General features: G+C 63.3%; 11 protein-coding genes. 4 read left to right on the top strand and 7 right to left on the bottom strand.

The genetic code is table 11. The features are described from left to right. Positions 1–32: 32 nt before the first annotated feature. The 5 genes from NWF24_RS19725 to NWF24_RS19705 all read right to left on the bottom strand — a co-directional run bounded on the left by NWF24_RS19725 (position 33) and on the right by NWF24_RS19705 (position 5,818). Positions 33–1,253: a helix-turn-helix domain-containing protein gene (locus NWF24_RS19725; RefSeq protein WP_258349991.1), complete on the bottom strand. Its 1,221-nt coding sequence runs from the start codon at positions 1,251–1,253 to the stop codon at positions 33–35. 20 nt (positions 1,254–1,273) lie between these two features. Further along, positions 1,274–2,107, bottom strand: a complete 834-nt coding sequence (locus NWF24_RS19720; protein WP_093052709.1) for an alpha/beta hydrolase — start codon at positions 2,105–2,107, stop codon at positions 1,274–1,276. Between the two features lie 83 nt (positions 2,108–2,190). Beyond that, positions 2,191–3,837 (bottom strand): methyl-accepting chemotaxis protein, encoded by a 1,647-nt coding sequence (locus tag NWF24_RS19715; protein ID WP_258349990.1) that lies wholly within the window; start codon positions 3,835–3,837, stop codon positions 2,191–2,193. A 106-nt stretch (positions 3,838–3,943) separates the two neighbouring features. Continuing rightward, the gene (kdsA, locus tag NWF24_RS19710; protein WP_093052704.1) at positions 3,944–4,789 is read right to left on the bottom strand and encodes a 3-deoxy-8-phosphooctulonate synthase; all 846 of its coding nucleotides are present in this window, start codon (positions 4,787–4,789) and stop codon (positions 3,944–3,946) included. A gap of 72 nt (positions 4,790–4,861) precedes the next feature. After that, complete coding sequence (locus NWF24_RS19705; RefSeq protein ID WP_258349989.1) at positions 4,862–5,818, bottom strand: S1C family serine protease; 957 nt, start codon at positions 5,816–5,818, stop codon at positions 4,862–4,864. Positions 5,819–6,019: 201 nt separating this feature from the next. Here NWF24_RS19705 and NWF24_RS19700 point away from each other — a divergent pair, with 201 nt between their 5' ends. Next, a complete protein-coding gene (locus NWF24_RS19700; protein WP_093052698.1) occupies positions 6,020–6,208 on the top strand; it encodes a hypothetical protein in 189 nt (62 codons plus the stop codon). 12 nt (positions 6,209–6,220) lie between these two features. Here the strand turns inward: NWF24_RS19700 and NWF24_RS19695 are convergent, their stop codons facing one another. Beyond that, the gene (locus NWF24_RS19695; RefSeq protein ID WP_258349988.1) at positions 6,221–7,906 is read right to left on the bottom strand and encodes a lysophospholipase; all 1,686 of its coding nucleotides are present in this window, start codon (positions 7,904–7,906) and stop codon (positions 6,221–6,223) included. A 218-nt stretch (positions 7,907–8,124) separates the two neighbouring features. Between NWF24_RS19695 and NWF24_RS19690 the strand changes: the two genes are divergently transcribed. After that, positions 8,125–8,391 (top strand): hypothetical protein, encoded by a 267-nt coding sequence (locus tag NWF24_RS19690; RefSeq protein WP_258349987.1) that lies wholly within the window; start codon positions 8,125–8,127, stop codon positions 8,389–8,391. A gap of 39 nt (positions 8,392–8,430) precedes the next feature. On the opposite strand, the gene NWF24_RS19685 is transcribed toward NWF24_RS19690, so the two are convergent. Continuing rightward, on the bottom strand, positions 8,431–8,637 hold the full coding sequence (locus NWF24_RS19685) for a hypothetical protein (protein ID WP_093052689.1): 207 nt from the start codon (positions 8,635–8,637) through the stop codon (positions 8,431–8,433). 288 nt (positions 8,638–8,925) lie between these two features. On the opposite strand from NWF24_RS19685, the gene NWF24_RS19680 reads away from it, so the two are divergent. Together NWF24_RS19680 and NWF24_RS19675 are read left to right on the top strand one after the other, a co-directional pair. Further along, positions 8,926–18,675, top strand: coding sequence for a two-partner secretion domain-containing protein (locus tag NWF24_RS19680; protein ID WP_258349986.1), 9,750 nt, complete (start codon positions 8,926–8,928; stop codon positions 18,673–18,675). Next, on the top strand, positions 18,672–19,190 hold the full coding sequence (locus NWF24_RS19675; protein WP_258349985.1) for an immunity 42 family protein: 519 nt from the start codon (positions 18,672–18,674) through the stop codon (positions 19,188–19,190). The genes NWF24_RS19680 and NWF24_RS19675 overlap by 4 nt, the downstream gene beginning before the upstream one ends. Positions 19,191–19,213: the final 23 nt, after the last annotated feature.

Raw genomic sequence — 19,213 nt, 5'->3', positions numbered from 1 at the left:
GAAACGCCTCGGATTGGCGCCTGGAGACAACTCTATTCAAACGGCAGCGCAGCGGGGAGTAACAAGATCGTCGTGAATCCCGCCAACGGCGGCGACAGCCAGCGGCGCGAGCGCGTCTGGCCGATGGAGCGCACCCGGCCTTCGGCCTCCAGCTCGACCAGTGCGCGCTGCACGGTGCGTTGGCTGGCTCCGAGCGCCAGCGCCAGGGCCGAGGTCGACCATGCCGCGCCGTCGGAAAGCAGCGCCACCAGCGAGGCCTGATCGCCGTCGATGGGCGGTGCCAGCAGGGCGACGGCGCGCTCGCCGTGCGGCTTGAGCACGAAGCCGCGCGGCGTGGCCTCGATGCTTGCCAGCGTGGTGACGAGTGCGCGCAGGCGGCCGATCTCGACGCGCAGGCGCGCGCGATGTGTTTCGTCGGGGTGGCGTGTGCGGAATGCGCTTGCGATCAGTGCTTCGCGATCGACATCGCCGGGCCACGCCTCGGCCAGCGAGCGCGCGAGCGTGAACAGGATCGGACGGCGCGCCAGTGGCTGCCACGCGTCGCCAGCGCCCAGGCCCCGGCGGCAGGCGTCGACCACCAGCGCGTCGGAGGCCAGGAGCGCCGCGACTTCATCGAGGCGCAACGCCTCCTCGCCGCCCGCGAAGATGCGCCGCGCGGCGGGGCGCTCGAAGGCCGCGCGTGCCTCCGCCACCTCGGCGAGCAGAGCCGGCACGCGCGCTCGGACGGCTGCTTCGTGCGCGCGGGCCAGCGCTGCCTGCGCCGGGCCGATGCGCAGCGAGCGCAGCGCCAGTTCGGCCGCGCTCAGCTCAGCCACCGCCGCCAGCGACGGCGGCAGGCCGCGCGCATCGAGGCGCTCCAGTGCGGCCGCGGCTTCGGCGAGACGCCCCAGGAGCAGGAGCCGGCGCGCCGCGATCAGCCGCGCCTGCAGCGCGTTGGCGTGATCGTCGTGCGCCTCCAGCGTGGCCGCTGCCGCCGTCAGCGTGCGCGGTGAGCCGCCGAGGTCACGCATGGCCAGCGCCACCTCGGCCTCGGCCACGATGCAGCGAGCGCGCGACAGCACTTCATGCGCGCCGAAGTCGCGTGCGGCGCGTCGCAGGAGTTCGCGTGCGCGCGGGTGCTCGCCTAGCTGGGCCATGGCGATGCCTCGCAAGGCCAGCGCAGGCGGGTCGTCGCGCAGGGCGACCCGCTTGAGGGCACCTAGCGCATCGCCAGCGGCCAGGGCGCGGGCGGAGGCGGCGATCAGGGAGTCCATGGCATCGACCAGCCAGCGGGCTATGCCGCCTTCGGCTCGGGAATGACCGCCGTCAACGCAAAGTCGACGAGATAGAGCCAGGTCTCTTCCAGACCCATGATGCTGTGATGGTTCGACGCGGGAACCGTCTGCACGCTGACTGGCGTGGGCCATGCGGCGATGAGCTTCTGCGAGCGCTCGGGCAGCACGACGTCGTCGTGCTCGGCCAGCAGCACCTGGGTTTTCGCCGCGACCTCCTTGCAGTGCTCCAGCGAGTTGAACTGGTGCCGCAGCAGCAGCGACAGCGGCACGAGCGGGAAGCGCTTCTTTGCCACTTCCAGCATCGAGTCGTAAGGGGTGACGAGTTGCAGGCTCTCGAAGTCCTGCCGCGCCACGAGCTGGATCGCCACGCCCGTCCCCAGGCTGCGGCCGACCACGTGCAGGCGTGCATGCGGAAAGGCGCGGCGCAGATGGTTGGCGAACTGGCTCGCGTCCTCGACGGATGCGATCTCGGAAGGGCGCCCCTGCGAGTCGGCCACCCCGCGGTAGTTGAGCGCGGCAAAACCGAAGCCTTCGGGCAGCCAGTGGAGCATCTGCGCGGTGGCGCGCACGTCTTCGCCGCGGCCGGCGAAGTAGACGAACAGGTCCCGCAGCGAGTCTTCACCCTGGGGGTGATAGACATACCCGCGGACCATCCCGCCCGGCACGGTGTGGGAGTACGTGGAGAAGTCGTCCGACAGATGGACGACGGGCAGTTTGCGGGCGTTGAAGAGGATGTGCCCCTGGCGCGTGGCAAGCAGGGTCCAGTACGCCGCGATGCTGCCAATGGCGGCAGCCGAGGCCGACAGGGCAATGCGGGAGACTTTGGATGACAAGGTAGGCTCCGGAGGAAAGACTGATACGTGGCGCCTAGTTTCGCCTCATTCCTCCGTGCAGGGCCTTTGTCGGCTTCTTCCGCCTAGTGGGACGCGATCAGCTCCTGGTAGGCGCGTGGCGCGTTGGGTGCGTAGGTGCCCAAGGCACTGACCGATGTGGTCGCGGATGCAGCAGTGTGCTGCCGCTCCAGCTTGAACCTGCCGACGATCCGCGACAGGCTCCCTGCCTGCTCCTGCAGCGATTGGGCTGCAGCCGAGGCTTCTTCGACCAGAGCCGCGTTCTGCTGTGTCGCCTGGTCCATCTGCGTGACGGCCTGGTTGATCTGCTCGATGCCCGAGGTCTGCTCCTGGCTCGCCGCGCTGATCTCGCCCATGATGTCCGTCACGCGCTTCACGCTGCCGACGATCTCTTCCATGGTGCGACCGGCATCGGCCACCTGCCGGCTGCCTTCCTCGACCTTGTCGACGGAGTCACCGATCAGCGTCTTGATTTCCTTGGCCGCCGCGGCCGAGCGCTGCGCCAGGCTGCGCACCTCAGAGGCGACCACCGCGAAGCCACGCCCCTGATCGCCCGCGCGCGCCGCCTCGACGGCCGCGTTGAGCGCCAGGATGTTGGTCTGGAACGCGATGCCGTCGATCACGCTGATGATGTCCACGATCTTCTTCGACGACGCATTGATCGAGCCCATCGTCTCCACCACCTGAAACACGACGCTGCCGCCCTTGACTGCGACTTCCGAGGCGGAGGTGGCCAGCTGGTTGGCCTGGCGCGCGTTGTCCGCGTTCTGCTTCACGGTGGAGGTCAGTTCTTCGAGGGAGGCGGCCGTCTGCTCCAGCGAGCTGGCCTGCTCTTCGGTGCGCGACGACAGGTCCTGGTTGCCCGTGGCGATCTGCGAGCTGGCCGTGGATACGTTCATCACCACGCCATGCACCTGCGTCAGCGAGCCCTGCAAGGCGGTGCGCATCTGGTCGAGAGCGCGCAGCAGGTGGCCGGTTTCGTCCTTGGCATAGCTGGGCTGGACTGCGCCCGTGAGGTCCATCTCGGCGATCGACTGCGCGATGGTTTCGGCGCTGCGCAGCGGGCCTGTGATGCTGCGTGCCAGCAGCCAGGCCAGCAGGGTGCCGAGCACCAGGCTCACGGCGGAACACACGATCAGCAGCGTGCTGGTCTGTGCGCGCAGATTGTTGGCGCGGGCGGCGGCGGCATCGAGCTGCTCGCGCTGCATGTCCACCACCTGCTGCACGCCCGCGATGTAGCTGACCGATGTGGGCTGGAACTGGGAGTCGAAGATGCGGTTGGCGCCTTCGAGGTCGCCCTTCAGCTTGAACTTGCTCACTTCCTCGCGCGAGGCGAGGTAGGCCTTGCGCAGGTTGCCGACCTTCTCGAGCAGCTCGCGCTCTTCGGGCTTGACCAGCTTGCCTTCGATGAACTTCTGCAGCTCGTTGGTGTCCTTGATCGACTTGGCTGTGGCCGGCGCGAAGTAGTCGATCAGGCTGGCGTCGCTGCTCTTGGCGATGGCCGCCGCTCGCTGCACGCCCGAGGTGGTGTGGCGCAGCCAGTCGGAGCCGGCACGCTCGGTCTTGACGTTGTCCTCGATCATGGTGTCGATCTCCTGGCTGAGCTGCTGCAGCTTCCACACCGCGGCGACGCTGGTGGCGAGAAAGAGCGCCAGGATGGTGCCCAGCACGATGGCCAGGCGCTTGCCAATTGAGACGTTGCTCAGAAACATATTCGGACTCCGGAATCCAGGGGAATGGTTGGATATCGGCAGTCCAAATGAAAACTTTAGTAAATGGCCCACAGATGGAGCCGCGCCGGGCCCTCGGGCCCCTGCTTCAGATCTTCAGGGGCGCGAACGACTTGACCAGATCGTCCAGCGCTTTGATCTGCGTCAGGAACGGCTCCAGCTTGTCCAGCGGCAGCGCGCTGGGGCCGTCGCACTTGGCCTGTGCCGGATCAGGATGGGCTTCGAGAAAGAGGCCGGCCAGGCCCACGGCCATGCCGGCGCGCGCCAGGTCGGCCACCTGCTCGCGGCGGCCGCCCGATGCGGCGGCACCGGCTTCGCGCTGCTGCAGCGCATGGGTCACGTCGAAGATGATGGGCAGGTTCTGCGTGACCTTCTTCATCACGCCGAAGCCCAGCATGTCGACCACGAGGTTGTCGTAGCCGAAGCAGGTGCCGCGGTCGCACAGAATGAGCTTGTCGTTGCCGGCTTCCTTGAACTTCTCGACGATGTTGAGCATCTGCGAGGGGCTGAGGAACTGCGGCTTCTTGATGTTGATGATGCGGCCCGTCTTGGCCAGCGCCACGACGAGGTCGGTCTGGCGCGCGAGGAAGGCGGGCAGCTGGAGCACATCGACCACTTCCGCGACTGGTGCCGCCTGCGCGGTTTCGTGCACGTCGGTCAGCACGGGTACGCCGAAGGCGTCTTTCACGGCCTGCAGGATCTTCAGGCCTTCGTCAAGGCCGGGACCGCGGTAGGAATGGATGGAGGAGCGGTTGGCCTTGTCGAAGCTGCCCTTGAAGACGTAGGGAATGCCCAGTTTCTGCGTGACGCGCACGTACTCCTCGGCGCTGCGCAGGGCGAGGTCCTTCGATTCGAGAACGTTGACGCCGCCGAAGAGGACGAAGGGGGCTTCGTTGCTGGCGTTGACTTGAGGGGTGATGGTGACGGTGGACAAGGTTTTCTCCTGGACAGGTGCTTCACTGCAGGCGCCTATTGTCGTTGCGCCGGCAAGAGGGGGGCGAGGGGGTCAGCCTGCCGGCGTTACCGTCAGGTAAAACGGCGTGAGCGTCCCGGCCACGGGCCGCAGGAGCTTGAGCAGCAGCGGGCGCCCATAGCCTTCGCCTGCAAGCCGCTTGAGCAGGTCGGACAGCTGGGCCAGCGGCACTCCGTCGCAGCCAATGAGGATGTCGCCGCTGCGCAGCCCGTCGCGCGCGGCGGCCGAGCCCGCCACCACCTCGACCACGCGCACCCCGGTGGCCACGGGCCATTCGTTCTCGCGCACCCAGCGCCTGGGCAATGCCACGGCCGCGCATTGCACGCCCAGCTTGCCGCGGCGCACCGCGCCATGACGCATCAGCTCGCCGGCCACCCAGCGTGCGGTGTCGATAGCCACCGCGAAGCTCAGGCCTTGCGCCGAAGGGATCACCGCCGTGTTCACACCGATGACCTGCGCCGCGCTGTCGAGCAGCGGGCCGCCCGAGTTGCCGGGGTTGAGGGCCACGTCGGTCTGGATCACGTCCTCGATCATCCGGCCGCCACGCGCGGGCAGGCTGCGGCCCAGCGCGCTCACGATGCCGGCGGTCACGGTGAAGTCGAAGCCCAGCGGGTTGCCGACCGCCACGGCCAACTGGCCGGGCTGCAGCGCGGCGGAACTGCCCAACGGCAGGAAGGTGCTCGGGTGCGACTCGATGCGCAGCACCGCGATGTCGGTCGAGGCATCGAGCCCGACCAGGCGCGCGACGCTTTCGGTGCCGTCGGCGAATGCGGCGCGCAACTCGTTTGCGCCCTCGACCACGTGGGCATTGGTGAGCGTGAAGCCATCGGGCGTGAAGAGAAAGCCGGAGCCGCTGCCCTGGCCGCTTGCGCCGCCGCGCTGCGCCTGCTTTCGGACCTTGATGTGGGCGACCGCCGCGCTGGCGGTGTGCGCCACCTGCGTGACGGTGGCCGAGTAGGAGTCAAGAATGAATTCGTCGCGCGCGCCCATGGAGCACCTCTTTTCAGTCGCCAGATCCCAGAAGAGATGGCGGCGTGCCGGAGGTTTTCAACCCGGGCGCGGGAAGGCGGCCGGGCCATCGTTTCAGAGCCCGGCGTTCATGAAGTCTTCAGCAGAGGCTCAGCGATTCTTCAGCAGCCGCCCGGACACTGTTGCTCCCAAGAACTACACCGACAGCACGGGGAACACAGCTTGAAGCACCTCATTCTTCTGCTTGCAGTCGCCAGCCTTGCGGCCGGCTGCGGCCACGACAACCACCGCCGCAATCGTGACCGCGACCACAACGGCATTCCTGACCGCTATGAACGCAACCGCGACAGCGATGGCGACGGCGTGCCCGATCGCTATGACCGTCGGCCGGACAACCCGCGCAAGTACTGATCGGCTCGTCGCTCAGGGCGGCTTTGGCCGCGACGACGGTTCCCACGAGTCGGGCGTGGTCGCCACCAGCGACTTGAAGTCCTTCCACGGCCGCGCGCCCGGGATGGTGCGCCCGCCGACGATCAGCGCCTTCGCGAACACCACCATGCGCTCGCGCAGATAGGCCTGGTCGGACGCGGGCCAGGTTTCGATGGAGTGCGGCCCGCGCGCCAGCACGATCTCTTTCACGCCGCGGATGCGGTTGTAGGCGGCCACGGTGCCTTCGAGCGTTTCCGCGCGGTCCCACAGGCCCTTGCCGAAGAAGGCGGCGGGCCAGCGGTCCATGCCCGCGAGCGTGGAGGAGTTCGGATAGAACACGATGTGGTGATCGGCCGCCATGCCACCCAGGAACAGATTGCGGTCGGCCAGGTCGGGCGAGTCGCCCACATAGCCCGCGCCGCTGGCGAACGACGACAGCAATATCGCGCCGCGGATGTTCCGCAAGCCCTTGGGCGGCGTGCAGTTGGGCTCGGGCATGTCGAAGCTGCACTGGGCCACGTAGTTCCTCGTCATGGCCCAGGCGGTGGACATCGAGCCGCGCGAGTAGCCGCCGAGCACCAGCGGAATCTCGCTCGATGGCATGCCAGCGAGCAGCTTGCCCCGGGTGGCTTCGCCTTCGAGCACTTGGCCCTGGGGCGTGAGGATGCGCAGCCCGCGCCCGGTTTCCAGCGCCGTGAGCGCGCGGAACACGTCTTCGCCTTGCTCCAGCGTGTTGGTGTCGCTGAAGCCGCCCGACAGGCCTTCGCCGCGCCGGTCGTAGGCCAGCACGTCGAAGCCGGCTTGGTTGAGCGCATACAGGTTCTCGCGCCACCAGCGCTGGCCCATGGTCTCGGTGGTCGCGTTGGGAAAGTTGATGGGAACGGTCTTGCCGGTCTTCTCGTCGATGTGGTACGAGGCCTCGTCGGGGTGCTGGATGGCCGTGAGCTGCCCGCCGCCGCCCGGCGCCATGATGACCAGCGCACGCACTTTCTTGCCCTTGCCGCCGTCCACGCCCGCGCCCTCGATGTACCAGCCACGCAGCTTGATGTTGCCGGTCATCTTCAGGTCGATGCGCTCGAAGGTGTCGCGCGGCGCGGTGAACTCGACCACGTAGGTGCGGGCGTCGGCCCCGGCGATGCTTTCGCGGTACGGCGCCTTGGCGAAGAAGGCGGGCCGGCGGATCTGCTTCAGGTCGACCTGGCCGTCCGGATCGATCTTGCCGGAGGGGTCGACCACGCCGGTCGAGCGCGTGGCGCGCTCCTTGTTGGGCGGCAGCCAGCGCTGCATCTGCGCGTCGATGCGCTTGAAGCATGCCGGGTCTTCCTTGCAGGTGCGCCAACGGGCCTTGAGCTTGTCGTCGGTGAACTCGGCGATGTGATAGTCGCCGCCCGCATAGCCGGAAGGCGTAGGGTTGGCCGTCATCAGCACCGGCACGCAGACCTTGGCGCCGGTGCCTTTGCTGTTCTTCTGGCCCTGCGGCAGCAGGTAGCCGCCCATCATGGCGTTGCGGTCGGTGCCGACCCAGGCGGTGCAGTCGGTGGGCGGCGGCGTGCTGGCGGTTGCCAGGCGCTGGGCTTCGGTGGGGCCGCTACAGGCTCCCAACAAAAGCAGCGCGGCGGCGAGGCCGGATGCGGCTGCGCGGCGGCGGAGCCGGGCAGGGCGCGTGATCGTTTCGGTCATCGAGTCGGGTGCTCCGGAAAGGCTCCGGGAACAGGAAATCTGGAAGCCCCGATCTTCGCCGGATCGGCGCTGCGCAATGGAAGCCGAAGCCGTTTCCGGATACAAGTTCTCTCCTTGTTGTCTGTAGGACATTTCCTGCACGCGCATGCGAATTTTTCTACTCTTTGCCGCTGCTGCGCGCGCGCCCAATCGCCGCGCTTCACAAGGAGACAAGAGAGATGAACTTCGAAGGCATCTATTGTTTCGACACCGCGAGCGTGCGATTTGCCTTCTACCCCGAAGGCCCTGGCGGCCCCCGCGTCATCGCGCAGATTTCCGAGGAAACCCTGCACGACGAATTCGGCGCCCGCGAGGTCGGCGACCATCTGCTGGAAACGTGCCGGCAGCACTTTCACGTCATAGAGCCCGTGGCCATCGCGCGCTACCAAGCCGGGTCGCATCGGTCCATCACGCTCACGATCGACGACTTCGCGCTGCACGCCTGAGCCGGCAAGGCTTGACGGCGCCGTGAGCGATTCGATCAATCAACCGTGCCCGGCAGGCGCGCGGTGACGGATCTCGCTTTGCAGCGCGCGCTGGCCTGCGGATAGCGCCAGTTCATAGCTCTCCACAGCGTCATACGCCTTGCGCAACACGCGCGGGTGCGTGCCCTTGTCGTCGGTTTCGAGCAACTGCCAGACAAAGGCGCCCGGCAACGGTTCTTCAATGGTGAGTTCGATGGGGTGTGTCATGGGTTTCACCATGGCGCGGCGGGGGAGTCTTGTCTGTAGGTCAGCGGCGACGGCTGTTGCGCGAAGGCGGGGCAAACGCCGGGCATCGTGCGCAAATTCATTGGCATGCGGTGGCAGCGCATTTCGAGTAATTCATATGCATTACATCGGCCGAAAAATTTCGACGTGTTATTACAAATCGTGACTAAATGCCTTGCTGAGATGTAACGCTATCCCATAATCGCGCCCGCAATACGTGTTTCGACACAAAAGTGTTGCTAATTAACAGAGATTTCAGGGGCGTAAAACATGAATCGGCACTTGCACCGCGTTGTCTTCAATGCGGCCAGAGGTATGCGTATGGTGGTCCAGGAAACGGCCACCAGCACGGGCAAGGGGGCAAGCAAGGCCACTTCTACTTCCGGCGTCGCGTTGCTTGGCGCGGTGATTGCTGGCGCTCTGGCTGCAGGACCGGTTCATGCGCAGATTGCCGGCGCACCCAACGTTTCCGGCAACCTTCGCCCAACCGTACTGGTGGCGCCCAACGGCGTGCCGCTGGTCAACATCCAGACACCTTCGGCCGCAGGCGTTTCGCGCAACGTCTACAACCAGTTCAACGTTGGTGCGAACGGCGCCATCCTGAACAACAGCCGGGTGAATGTGCAGACCCAACTGGGCGGGTTCGTTCAAGGCAATCCTTACCTCGCAACGGGGCCGGCGCGCATCATCCTGAATGAAGTCAACGGCGGCTCGCCGAGCCAACTTCGCGGGTACATCGAAGTGGGTGGCCAGCGCGCCGAAGTGATCATTGCGAACCCGGCCGGCATCAGCGTGGACGGCGGCGGCTTCATCAACGCCTCGCGGGCTACGCTCACCACCGGAACACCGCAGTTCAACGCGATCGGGGGGCTTGATAGCTTCCTCGTGCGCGGCGGCACCGTCACCATCGATGGTGCGGGGCTCGATGCGAGCAAGACAGACTACGCGGCCATCCTGGCGCGTGCCGTGCAGGTCAATGCTGGTATCTGGGCGAGTGAGCTCAAGGTGGTGACTGGTGCGAACGAGATCAGCGCTGATCACAGCCAGGTCACGCCGACGTCAGGCACTGGTGCTGCTCCGACCTTTGCGCTCGACGTTGCGGCGTTGGGTGGCATGTATGCGAACAAGATCGTCTTGATCGGGAGCGAAGCTGGCCTGGGCGTACGCAACGCGGGCAGCATCGGCGCTGGTGCTGGGGGACTTGTCGTTACTGCAGCAGGTCGCCTCGAGAACATCGGCACGCTGGAAGGCCAACGCGTTGAACTGACCACACCTGGCGATATCTCCAACCGTGGCGGCACGATCCGTCAGGCCAGCTCGGCAGGTCTGACCATTGCCTCGCCGGTCTTGAGCAACACCGACGGCGGGGTGATCGGCGCCGAACCCGCGAGCGCCAGCACAAGCGGTGGTGGCACGGCAACCCCTGGGACCTCGACGCCAAGCAGCGGCGGAGGCACGGCGACGCCATCGACAACGGATGTTGGCGGCACCAGCACCGGTGGAACGTCCACTCCGACGACGTACACACCTCCCGCGCCAGGCGTCATCACTGCCGGTGGCACCATCTCCAATGACGGCGGCAAGATCTACGCGGGTGGCCCCATCACGCTCAACACGCCGCAGATCAACAATGCAGGCGGCTCGCTCAATGTTGCGACGATGGTCGTCGCAGGTCCGAGCTTCAGCAATGCGGGCGGTACGCTCAATGTCAGCCAGAGCTTCGGCGCGAACGTCGACAGGTTCGACAACACTGGAGGCAAGCTCAATGCGGGCAGTTTGAGCATTACTACCACAGGCGATCTGCTCAACGCCGACGGCACGCTCACGAGCGCGTCCGATGCCAATCTGACAGTGGGTGGCAATGCCGACAACACACGCGGCACCATCTCGGCTACGGGTGCTCTGATCGCCAACGTCGCTGACGCAATCCAGAACACCTCCGGCACGCTGGCCTCGAACCAGAATCTCAATGTCACCAGCCGGTCCCTGAACAACAGTCAGGGCAACATCTCTTCAGCAGGCAGCAATGTGCAGCTCACCGTTGGTCAGCAACTGCTGAACACCGGGGGCCATATTGCCAGCGGCGGGACGCTTGCGATCCAGACCGGCAGCCTAGACGGCAGCAGCGGCAATTTGCAGAGCACCGGCGACATGAGCGTCACGGCCAGCCAAGCTCTGGCCTCTACCGGCACCAACGTCGCAGGTGGCAACGCCACGTTCAAGGGCGCTTCCGTCGACCTCTCTGGTAGCCAGACGGGCGCATCCAACATCGCAATCACGGCCACACAGGGCAACGTGACTACCAGCGGCGCCACCGTCGCCACCCCCGGCACGCTCGCCGTCACGGCCAATGCGCAGCCCGGCCAGACGCTGGTGAACAACACCGGCAAACTCAACGCGGCCCAACTGCAAATCAACGCCTCGAACATCGCCAACACCAACGACGGCGAGATCGTGCAGGCCGGCACCGGCGCGACCGTCCTCGCCGTCAGCGGCAGCATCGACAACTCGAACTCGCACATCGCGACCAATGGTCAGGATCTGACTCTTCAGGCTGCATCCATCACGAACACGGTCGGCACGATCGACCACGCCGGCACCGGTACGCTGACCATCGCGGGGGGCAGCTTCAACGGTGCGGGTGGCGCGATCACTGGCAATGGCGCATTGGCTGTCAATCTGTCCGGCGCGTTCAATCAGGACGGCGGCACCACCTACGCAAAGCAGATCGACATCACTGCCGGCTCGCTGAGCAACCGGAGCCGAGGCAGCATCGTGCAGGCCGGCACCGGTACTACGACGCTCAACGTCGGCGGTGCTCTTTCCAACAATGGGGGAACCATCGCAAGCAATGGCGCCGTTGCCGCCAACGCAGACTCGATGACCAATCAGGGCGGCAAGCTGCAGGCTGCGAACTCCTCCGATCTGAACCTCACCGTTGCCAGGCAACTCGACAACTCTGCAGCGGGCAAGATCTCTTCAGGCGGGAATACCAGCGTCTCGGCCGGTGGCCTCAAGAACGACACAGGTAGCTTGAGCGCCGTCGGCAACCTGAACGCAACGGTCTCGGGCACAGCGACGAACCTGGGCGGCACGCTCGCAGCTAACGGTAACACCACCCTGACAGCGGTCAGCCTGGACAACAGTGCAGGTACGACGGCGGCCGTCAGCGGCGATCTAAACGTCACAACCACAGGCGCCACCACCAACACAGGCGGAACCTTGCAAGCCGGCGGCGTTACGACGTTGAGCAATGGTGGCTTGAGCAGTGCGGGCGGCAAGGTCTTCGGCAACAGCCTGAGCATCGACACCCACGGTGGAGCGTTGGACAACAGCGCCAAGGGGACCATCGCTGCGAACACCACCGTCGACGTGAAGTCCGGGGCTCTGAACAACGACACCGGTCTCATCCAGGCAGGCGCTGCGCTGGTCATCGATACCAACAGCCAGGTGCTCACCAACACCAATGCCGCCGGCTACACCAATGGCCAGGGCGGCATCACGAGCGCCGACACCCTGACGCTCAATGCAGGCTCCATCAAAAACAACGAGGGATTCATCGGCGCCAAGGGAACGCTCACCGCCACGACAAAGGGTGCGCAGGGCTTCTCCAACACCACCAGTGGAAAGGTCATCGGACAGGCCGCGGTGACGATCAACACCAGCGGCGCAAGCTACAACAACAGCGGCGGTGAGACCCAGGCAGTCGGAGCCCTGACGATCAATGCCGGCGCGATCCAGAATGCAGGAGGGCTGCTGCGCTCCAGCGACACCACGACGCTGAATGCGGCGAGCATCGACAACGCCAACACCAGCGGCACGAATCAGGGTATCGAGGGAACGAACGTCACGATCAATGCCGGGGGTCTTGGGAACAAGGCCGGGGCCATTCGCGCCGCGCAGAACCTCACGGTGACAAGCGGTGGCACCGTTGACAACTCTACGAGCGGTCTTCTGTCGGCGGGAGACACCCTCAAGATCGTCGATCCGAACGCAGGGAATCCGGGCGCCAAGAAGCTCAACCTGTTGAACACCGGCGGCACCTTGACGGCCACGAACAGTCTCCAGATCGATGCCGCAAAATTCAGCAACGACGGGAGCTTTGCGACTGGCAAGGATTTGTCCGTCGCGCTGACCCAAGACATCGACAACAACCGCGATATCAGCGTCAGCGGCAATCTCACCTACGGCACCACCGGCCATCTGACCAACAACGCCAAGCTGCTTGCGGGCAATACCTTGGCGGTCAACGGCAATGTGGTCGACAACACCGCCACGGGCGAGATGTCGGGAATGAACACCATCATCAATGCCGGCACGTTGAACAACCGCGGCTTGATCGACAGCCAAGGCCGCACCCAGGTCAATACGAGTGCGCTGAACAACATCGGCACAGGTCGCATCTACGGCAACGCCATTTCGATCAGTGCGGGGACATTGGTAAACGACACCGAAACCGTCAATGGCACGACGACGGCCGCGACCATAGCTTCGCGCGGTAATCTGGACATAGGCGTGAGCAAGCTCACAAACCGCGAGCATGCCCTGATCTTCAGCGGCGGAAACATGGCTATCGGCGGCTCGCTCGACGCAAACCGCAGGGCCACCGGCCAGGGCGGCACACTCGATAACCTGAGCGCGGACATTCAGTCGCTGGGCGACATGTCCATCTCGATGGCACAGGTCAACAACCGCGACGTGCATATCCAGTTGGGCACACCCACTTCGGTCTCGAGCGTCGTGGTCGGAATAGCGCCCGTCACCCCTGTGGGCAGTGGTGTCGGTCGGACGACGCAGTACACGATGGACGAAGTCAACCTCGATTCAGTCAACGGATTCGTGTACCGCAAGGACACGGGCGAACTGGTCGGCATGGGTGGCTACGGCGTCTGGACCAACAACATCACCACGGTCACCGACACGGCTGTCAATGCCGACCCGGCACACCTGATCGCAGGCGGCAACATGACGGTCAATGGCCGCCTGTACAACCAGGACAGTCAGGTACTTGCAGGTGACATCATCACAGCCAACGACTACCAGTCCAGCCAGTTGACCGGCTTGGTCAATGTGTCGGGCCTGGCGAGCGTGATCAACAACCAGGGCCAGGTTCAGGCCGTCAACATTCCTCTGGTACTCCCCCCGCAGAGCATCGCATTAGGCGCCTACAAGTATCAGCAGAACCTCAATGCGACCACGGGCTACAACGCCGGCAGCGCGGCTACAGGATCCGGCAGTGCGACTGGGGGTGGAGCGAGCGGCGCAAGCGGCGGTCCCGGCGCGGGAGTCATCGTGGAGGTGACGGCCAATGTGGGCACGGTCGTTGGCACCGGCGGCACAGGGGCTGGTGCATCCGGAGGAACGAGTGCCGGAAGCACTCGGACCGTTCCGACCGTGGTGCGCACCAGCACGCCGAATCTGACGGTGCCGCAAGCGAGTCTGTTTCGTACTCAGGCCGGAGGCAACTACCTGATTGAGACGGATCCCAGGTTCGCGAACTACCGCAACTGGCTCAGCAGCGACTATCTGCTTAACAGCTTTGGGGTCGACCCGAACAACACTCTCAAGCGCCTGGGCGATGGTTTCTACGAGCAGCAACTCATCCGCGAGCAGGTTGCCCGCCTGACCGGCTATCGCTATCTGGATGGATTCAAGGACGATGAAGAGCAGTACACGGCCCTGATGAATGCGGGGGCGACCTTCGCGAAACAGTACGGGCTTCGTCCGGGCGTGGCGTTGAGTGCGGCGCAGATGGCGCAATTGACCAGCGATATCGTCTGGCTTGTCGAGCAAACAGTCACGTTGCCAGACGGCAGCACCCAGCAGGTGCTCGTGCCGCAGGTGTATGTGCGGGTGCGGCCAGGAGACATTGACGGCTCGGGGGCGCTTCTTAGCGCGGACGCGACGATCATCAAGAGCACGGGCGATGTGACGAACAAGGGCACCATCGCTGGCCGGTCCCTGGTGTCGATTACCGCCGACAACGTCAACAACCTCGATGGCGGTCGGATCGCAGGCGGAGTCGTGGGCGTGACCGCTCGCACCGATCTCAACAACATCGGCGGAAGTATCACGGCACAGGACGCCGTAGTCCTCGCTGCCGGACGCGATATCAACATAAAGACCACGACCTCGAGCGCTGGGACCACGACCGGCATCGACCGCGTGGCGGGTGTCTATGTGACCAACCCCGGAGGGGTATTGGTAGCTTCGGCTGGTCGAGACGCCAATATCGTTGGTGCGGCGTTGATGAGCGCTGGTTCAGCGACCCTGAGCGCGAATCGCAACATCAACCTGGGCACCATCTCCGAGGGATACACCATCTCGTTTGCCAACAAGAACATTGCAGGTATCTCGTCGCAGAGCCGGGAAGTGGGTTCGATCGTCCAGGCGCAGGATGGTGTGAGCCTCGTCTCGGGCAATGACGTGAATATTCGTGCTGGTTCGGTAACCAGCGCAGATGGTGCGCTGATTGTCACAGCCAAGAACGACATCAACCTGACGGCAGGGCAGGAGGTAACAAGCGTCGCCGCAGCCTCACAGAAGTCCTCCAACGGCTTGTTTAGGAAGAGCAGTTCCAGCACCTTGGACAGTTCGAGCACTGCGGAGGTGCTGTCCAGCAGCCTGAGCGGCAAAACCGTGGCCTTGGTCGCGGGCAACGACATCAATGCCCAAGCGGCACTACTGAGTTCGCAGGATGCCATGAGGCTTTCGGCCGGACGTGACATCAACCTCACGACCGCCAATCGGACCACGCAGGACCTGCATGCCAGCCAGCAGCGCAGCAGCAGTACTGGGTTGTCCAAAGCTTGGGCGGTGGCTTCCGATGCCGGAGGTCCAGTCGGCGGCTACGGCAATCGGCAGTTCTCGGGGAACAGTGCCAGCGCCGACATAAAGACCCAGGCCGTCGGCACCACCATCTCTGCCGGCAGCCTGCAGACGATCAGCGGGAGAGATACCACCCTGCAAGCAGCGACTGTTGTTGCCGACGGGAACATCACGATGCTGGCTGGGCGCAATCTCACCATCGAGAGCGCTCAGAACACGGAACTCAGCAGCAGTTCTGCCGCCAACGCCAAGAGCGGATTCATCGGCTCTTGGTCGTCTCCTGGGCTCGGACATATCAAGGACTTCGGCGCCCAGGCGACGATCAGCACGACTCAGCAATCCAGTCAGGTGGCCAGCCTTACAGGCAACGTGACCCTGGTGGCAGGCAACGAGTATCGTCAGACAGCCAGCAGCGTGATGGCTGCGGGGTTGGCCGGTTCTCAGGTAGGCGGCGACGTCAACATTCTTGCGAAGAACGTCACCATCAACGAAGCGTATAACATCGAGCAGAGCGTGAGCATGCAGCGCAGCTCCAGCAGCAAGCTGGGCGGCAGTGCCAGCTTCATGGGGGTGAGTACCGACAGCCTGCGCAATGCCCAAAGCACCGTGCGGGCGATGGGAGACACCAGCGGAAACGGTCGCATGCAGGTGTTGGGTGCGCTAAATCTGGCCATGGCGGGCCAGCAGGCCTACGGCGCGGGCAGCACGCTCGCTGGCGCCCTGAGCGGCAGCGGCCCCAGCCTGACCGACTTGAGCGGCATGGGGCAGCTGAGCTATGGCGTGAGCGTGAGCGCGAGTCGCAGCACCAGCCAGGGCACCAGTGTCACAACCAATACCACGGCCATTGGGTCCAGCGTGACGGGGGCGAATAACGTCAACATCGTGGCGACCGGTGCAGGCGCCAACTCCAACATCCATGCGGTGGGTTCCACCATTGCGGCTGGCAACACCGTCAACATGGCGGCGGACAACGACATCCTTCTGGAGGCGAGCAAGAACACAAGCTTGACGGTGGGGCAGAACTCAAGTCATGGCAGCAGTGTGGGGGTAACCCTCGGTGCTGGTGCACAGAACGGCTTCAGCATCCAGTTGGGTGTGCAAAACGGTAAAGGCAGCGACAACCAGAACGAGACCACCTACAACGCCACCCAGGTTTCCGGTGGCAACGCAGTGAACGTCTCCAGCGGGCGCAACCTCACACTCAACGGGGCAACCATCGCAGGCAACCGTGTGAAGGCGGATGTTGGGGGCGACCTGAACATCGCGACCTTGCAGGATGTGAGCGTGGGCCAGAGCCGGCAGTCCAGCAGCGGCTTTGGAGTCAGCCTGTGTATTCCACCAATCTGCTACGGGGCTGTCGCTACCGTCAGCGGCAATGCCGCCGGCGCCAAGGCCGATGGGATTTTCATCAGTCCCAACACCCAGTCGGGCATCAAGGCTGGGGATGGTGGGTTCGATGTGAACGTCAAGGGCAACACGAATCTCGCGGGTGCCGTGATCGAGAGCACCCAAGCGGCCATCGACAACAGCAAGAACACCTTCTCCACGGGCGGTGCGCTCACGATGACCGATCTGCAGAACTTGAGTAGATCGAGTGGCAGCAGTTATTCGGTCGGTGCCAGCGTGAGCTTGGGCTACACAACACCCAGCGATCCGAATCCGTCATGGGATCCCAAGGAGGGACAAGCTGCAGTGCCGCCGGGGCGTGGTGCCGGCCTAGGCAGCTATTCCGGAAACAATCAGGACAGCACCACCAAATCAGGCATCAGTGGCATCGCGGGCGATCAGAGCGTAAGGACTGGCGATGCAAGCAGCGCCGGGACTTTGATCAAGGACTGGAACACGCAAGACATCATCAAGAATGTGCAGGCTCAGGCCGCGTTGACGCAGGAGTTCAATACGAATGCTTCAAGGGCAGTGGGAACGTACGCTGATCAGCAGACGCGCAAGTACGAATTTGCCAAAGATCAAGCCCAGCTTGCCCAACAGGTCTTGAACAACCCAGATGCGACGCCAGAACAACGGCAACAGGCTCAGCAGGTTCTAGACGGTGCCAACAGCATCATGAACGCTGAGCAAGGAAACTATGACACTTGGAAGGAAGGTGGCGTAGGTCGCATAGTCGCGCACACCATCGTTGGAGCCCTGGGTGGAGGGGTTGATGGTGCGTTGGGCGCCTCAACAACGGCTTTGGCGGCCCCGATGATCGACAGCTATACGGCGGGCCTACCGTCAGGTATCAAGGACGCGGTGGGTGCCGCCGTAGCTGCAGGAATTGGGGCGGCTGCGGGAGGAGCCACAGGTGCAGCAAGTGGGTATTCGCAGGATGTGAACAACAGACAGGCGAACGCTGCTCAGAGAGCAGCGCTTGCCAGACTGCAGGAAGGCGCAACGGCGGATAAACAAAAAAGACTCGCGGACGCGCAATGTGCAATCTTGAAATGTGCCGCAGGGGTGGATCCAACCACTGATGGATACGGTGAGCTTATCGCGTCACAGAATCGCGGAACTCAGTACGCCGTCGAAATTGCCGATCTCATGAAAACCGGCGCATATCACGTGTATGGTGCAGCGGACCTCACCATCGACGTGGCACGCTGGGCCGCAGAAAGCGTGGCAAATGGCGCTAAAAATTTTGGAGCTGCGGTCGTTAGCGACTTTCGTACTGCAGTAGCAGCGGCAAATCCGCCGCAAGTGCCGCCGGATATTGATGGAGGCGGAAATACGCCAAATACCGGCGGAGCTATTGTTACGCCACCGACTTTCGTGTGTGCGGGTATGGCTTGTGTTGTTACGCCCCCCGTGGTGTCGCCTGGATATGTTCCGAGCAATTTTACTTTTTCATCTGGCAATGGATCATCGAGCGATGGGTCTGATAATACGAGTCCTATCCTTACTGGTAGTCCGTACAATCCCGCGAACGTCGAGTCTCGGATCAAGCCAAATTATCAGGCAAATCCGGCACACGATACTTCAAGTCCTTTGTATAACCCAAAGAAAACGCCAGAACCAAATGACGCGCAAGCAGCATATCAAAGCAATTCAATACGCGCAGGCATGGGAACTTGGTATGCGAAGGGAGAGGGCGGGTACTACCAATATTTCTCAGACAATGCAGGGACAGTTCACTTTGCAGGCACTGTGCCAGAGTCAAAGGTGCCGTACAGTATCGTTCAGCGATTAGGAAAATGAAGATGTATTTTGGGAAAAAAGAAAGATTTGCAATTTTCCTGGAGCTTGATGAAGCCTCGGGAAGAGAGTGGATGTTTGGAAAATTTTGCTACTGTATCAATGGAAGGCAAATTGGTGATTTTGATGCAGGGATTTCTTTGCGCGATGTATTCTTTCAAATGAAGTACATAAGAGGAGATCGCGGCCATCGTGATTTTGAAAAACTCTTCAAACTTCCAAAAAATATTTTCTTTCGATTGATGTCGGATGCATTGAGCGAGCGAAGCAATGAAATAGCTCAATATGCTTCAGAGGATTTTCTTCCTGCCTCGCTTGATGTATGCCCGCTCGTTGATATATTCGGGGCTTGGAGGATTTTTCTTGTGGGGTACGCAAAGCAAGAGAGGTTAATTTTTGGGGAATGTGATGAAAGCGAGGTTTTTGAATTGATCTTGCCGGCGGGGGAGTTTGATGAGGTGTTTGAAGCGTCTTATTTGCAGCTTGAATTGATGTATGAGGCGGCAATTTCTCAATAAGTGAAGTTTCGGAGTTTCGAAAG

The organism is Variovorax paradoxus (assembly GCF_024734665.1).
Lineage (GTDB): Bacteria > Pseudomonadota > Gammaproteobacteria > Burkholderiales > Burkholderiaceae_C > Variovorax.
Note: the sequence above shows the minus strand (reverse complement) of the source record. Positions and strands in the feature narration are given on the sequence as shown.

Coding starts and splice junctions, on each gene's coding strand:
- NWF24_RS19705 (WP_258349989.1), bottom strand. CDS start 5,818: ATGGGCGCGCGCGACGAATTCATTCTTGACTCCTACTCGGCCACCGTC.
- NWF24_RS19695 (WP_258349988.1), bottom strand. CDS start 7,906: ATGACCGAAACGATCACGCGCCCTGCCCGGCTCCGCCGCCGCGCAGCC.
- NWF24_RS19680 (WP_258349986.1), top strand. CDS start 8,926: ATGAATCGGCACTTGCACCGCGTTGTCTTCAATGCGGCCAGAGGTATG.
- NWF24_RS19715 (WP_258349990.1), bottom strand. CDS start 3,837: ATGTTTCTGAGCAACGTCTCAATTGGCAAGCGCCTGGCCATCGTGCTG.
- NWF24_RS19685 (WP_093052689.1), bottom strand. CDS start 8,637: ATGACACACCCCATCGAACTCACCATTGAAGAACCGTTGCCGGGCGCC.
- NWF24_RS19675 (WP_258349985.1), top strand. CDS start 18,672: ATGAAGATGTATTTTGGGAAAAAAGAAAGATTTGCAATTTTCCTGGAG.
- NWF24_RS19725 (WP_258349991.1), bottom strand. CDS start 1,253: ATGGACTCCCTGATCGCCGCCTCCGCCCGCGCCCTGGCCGCTGGCGAT.
- NWF24_RS19690 (WP_258349987.1), top strand. CDS start 8,125: ATGAACTTCGAAGGCATCTATTGTTTCGACACCGCGAGCGTGCGATTT.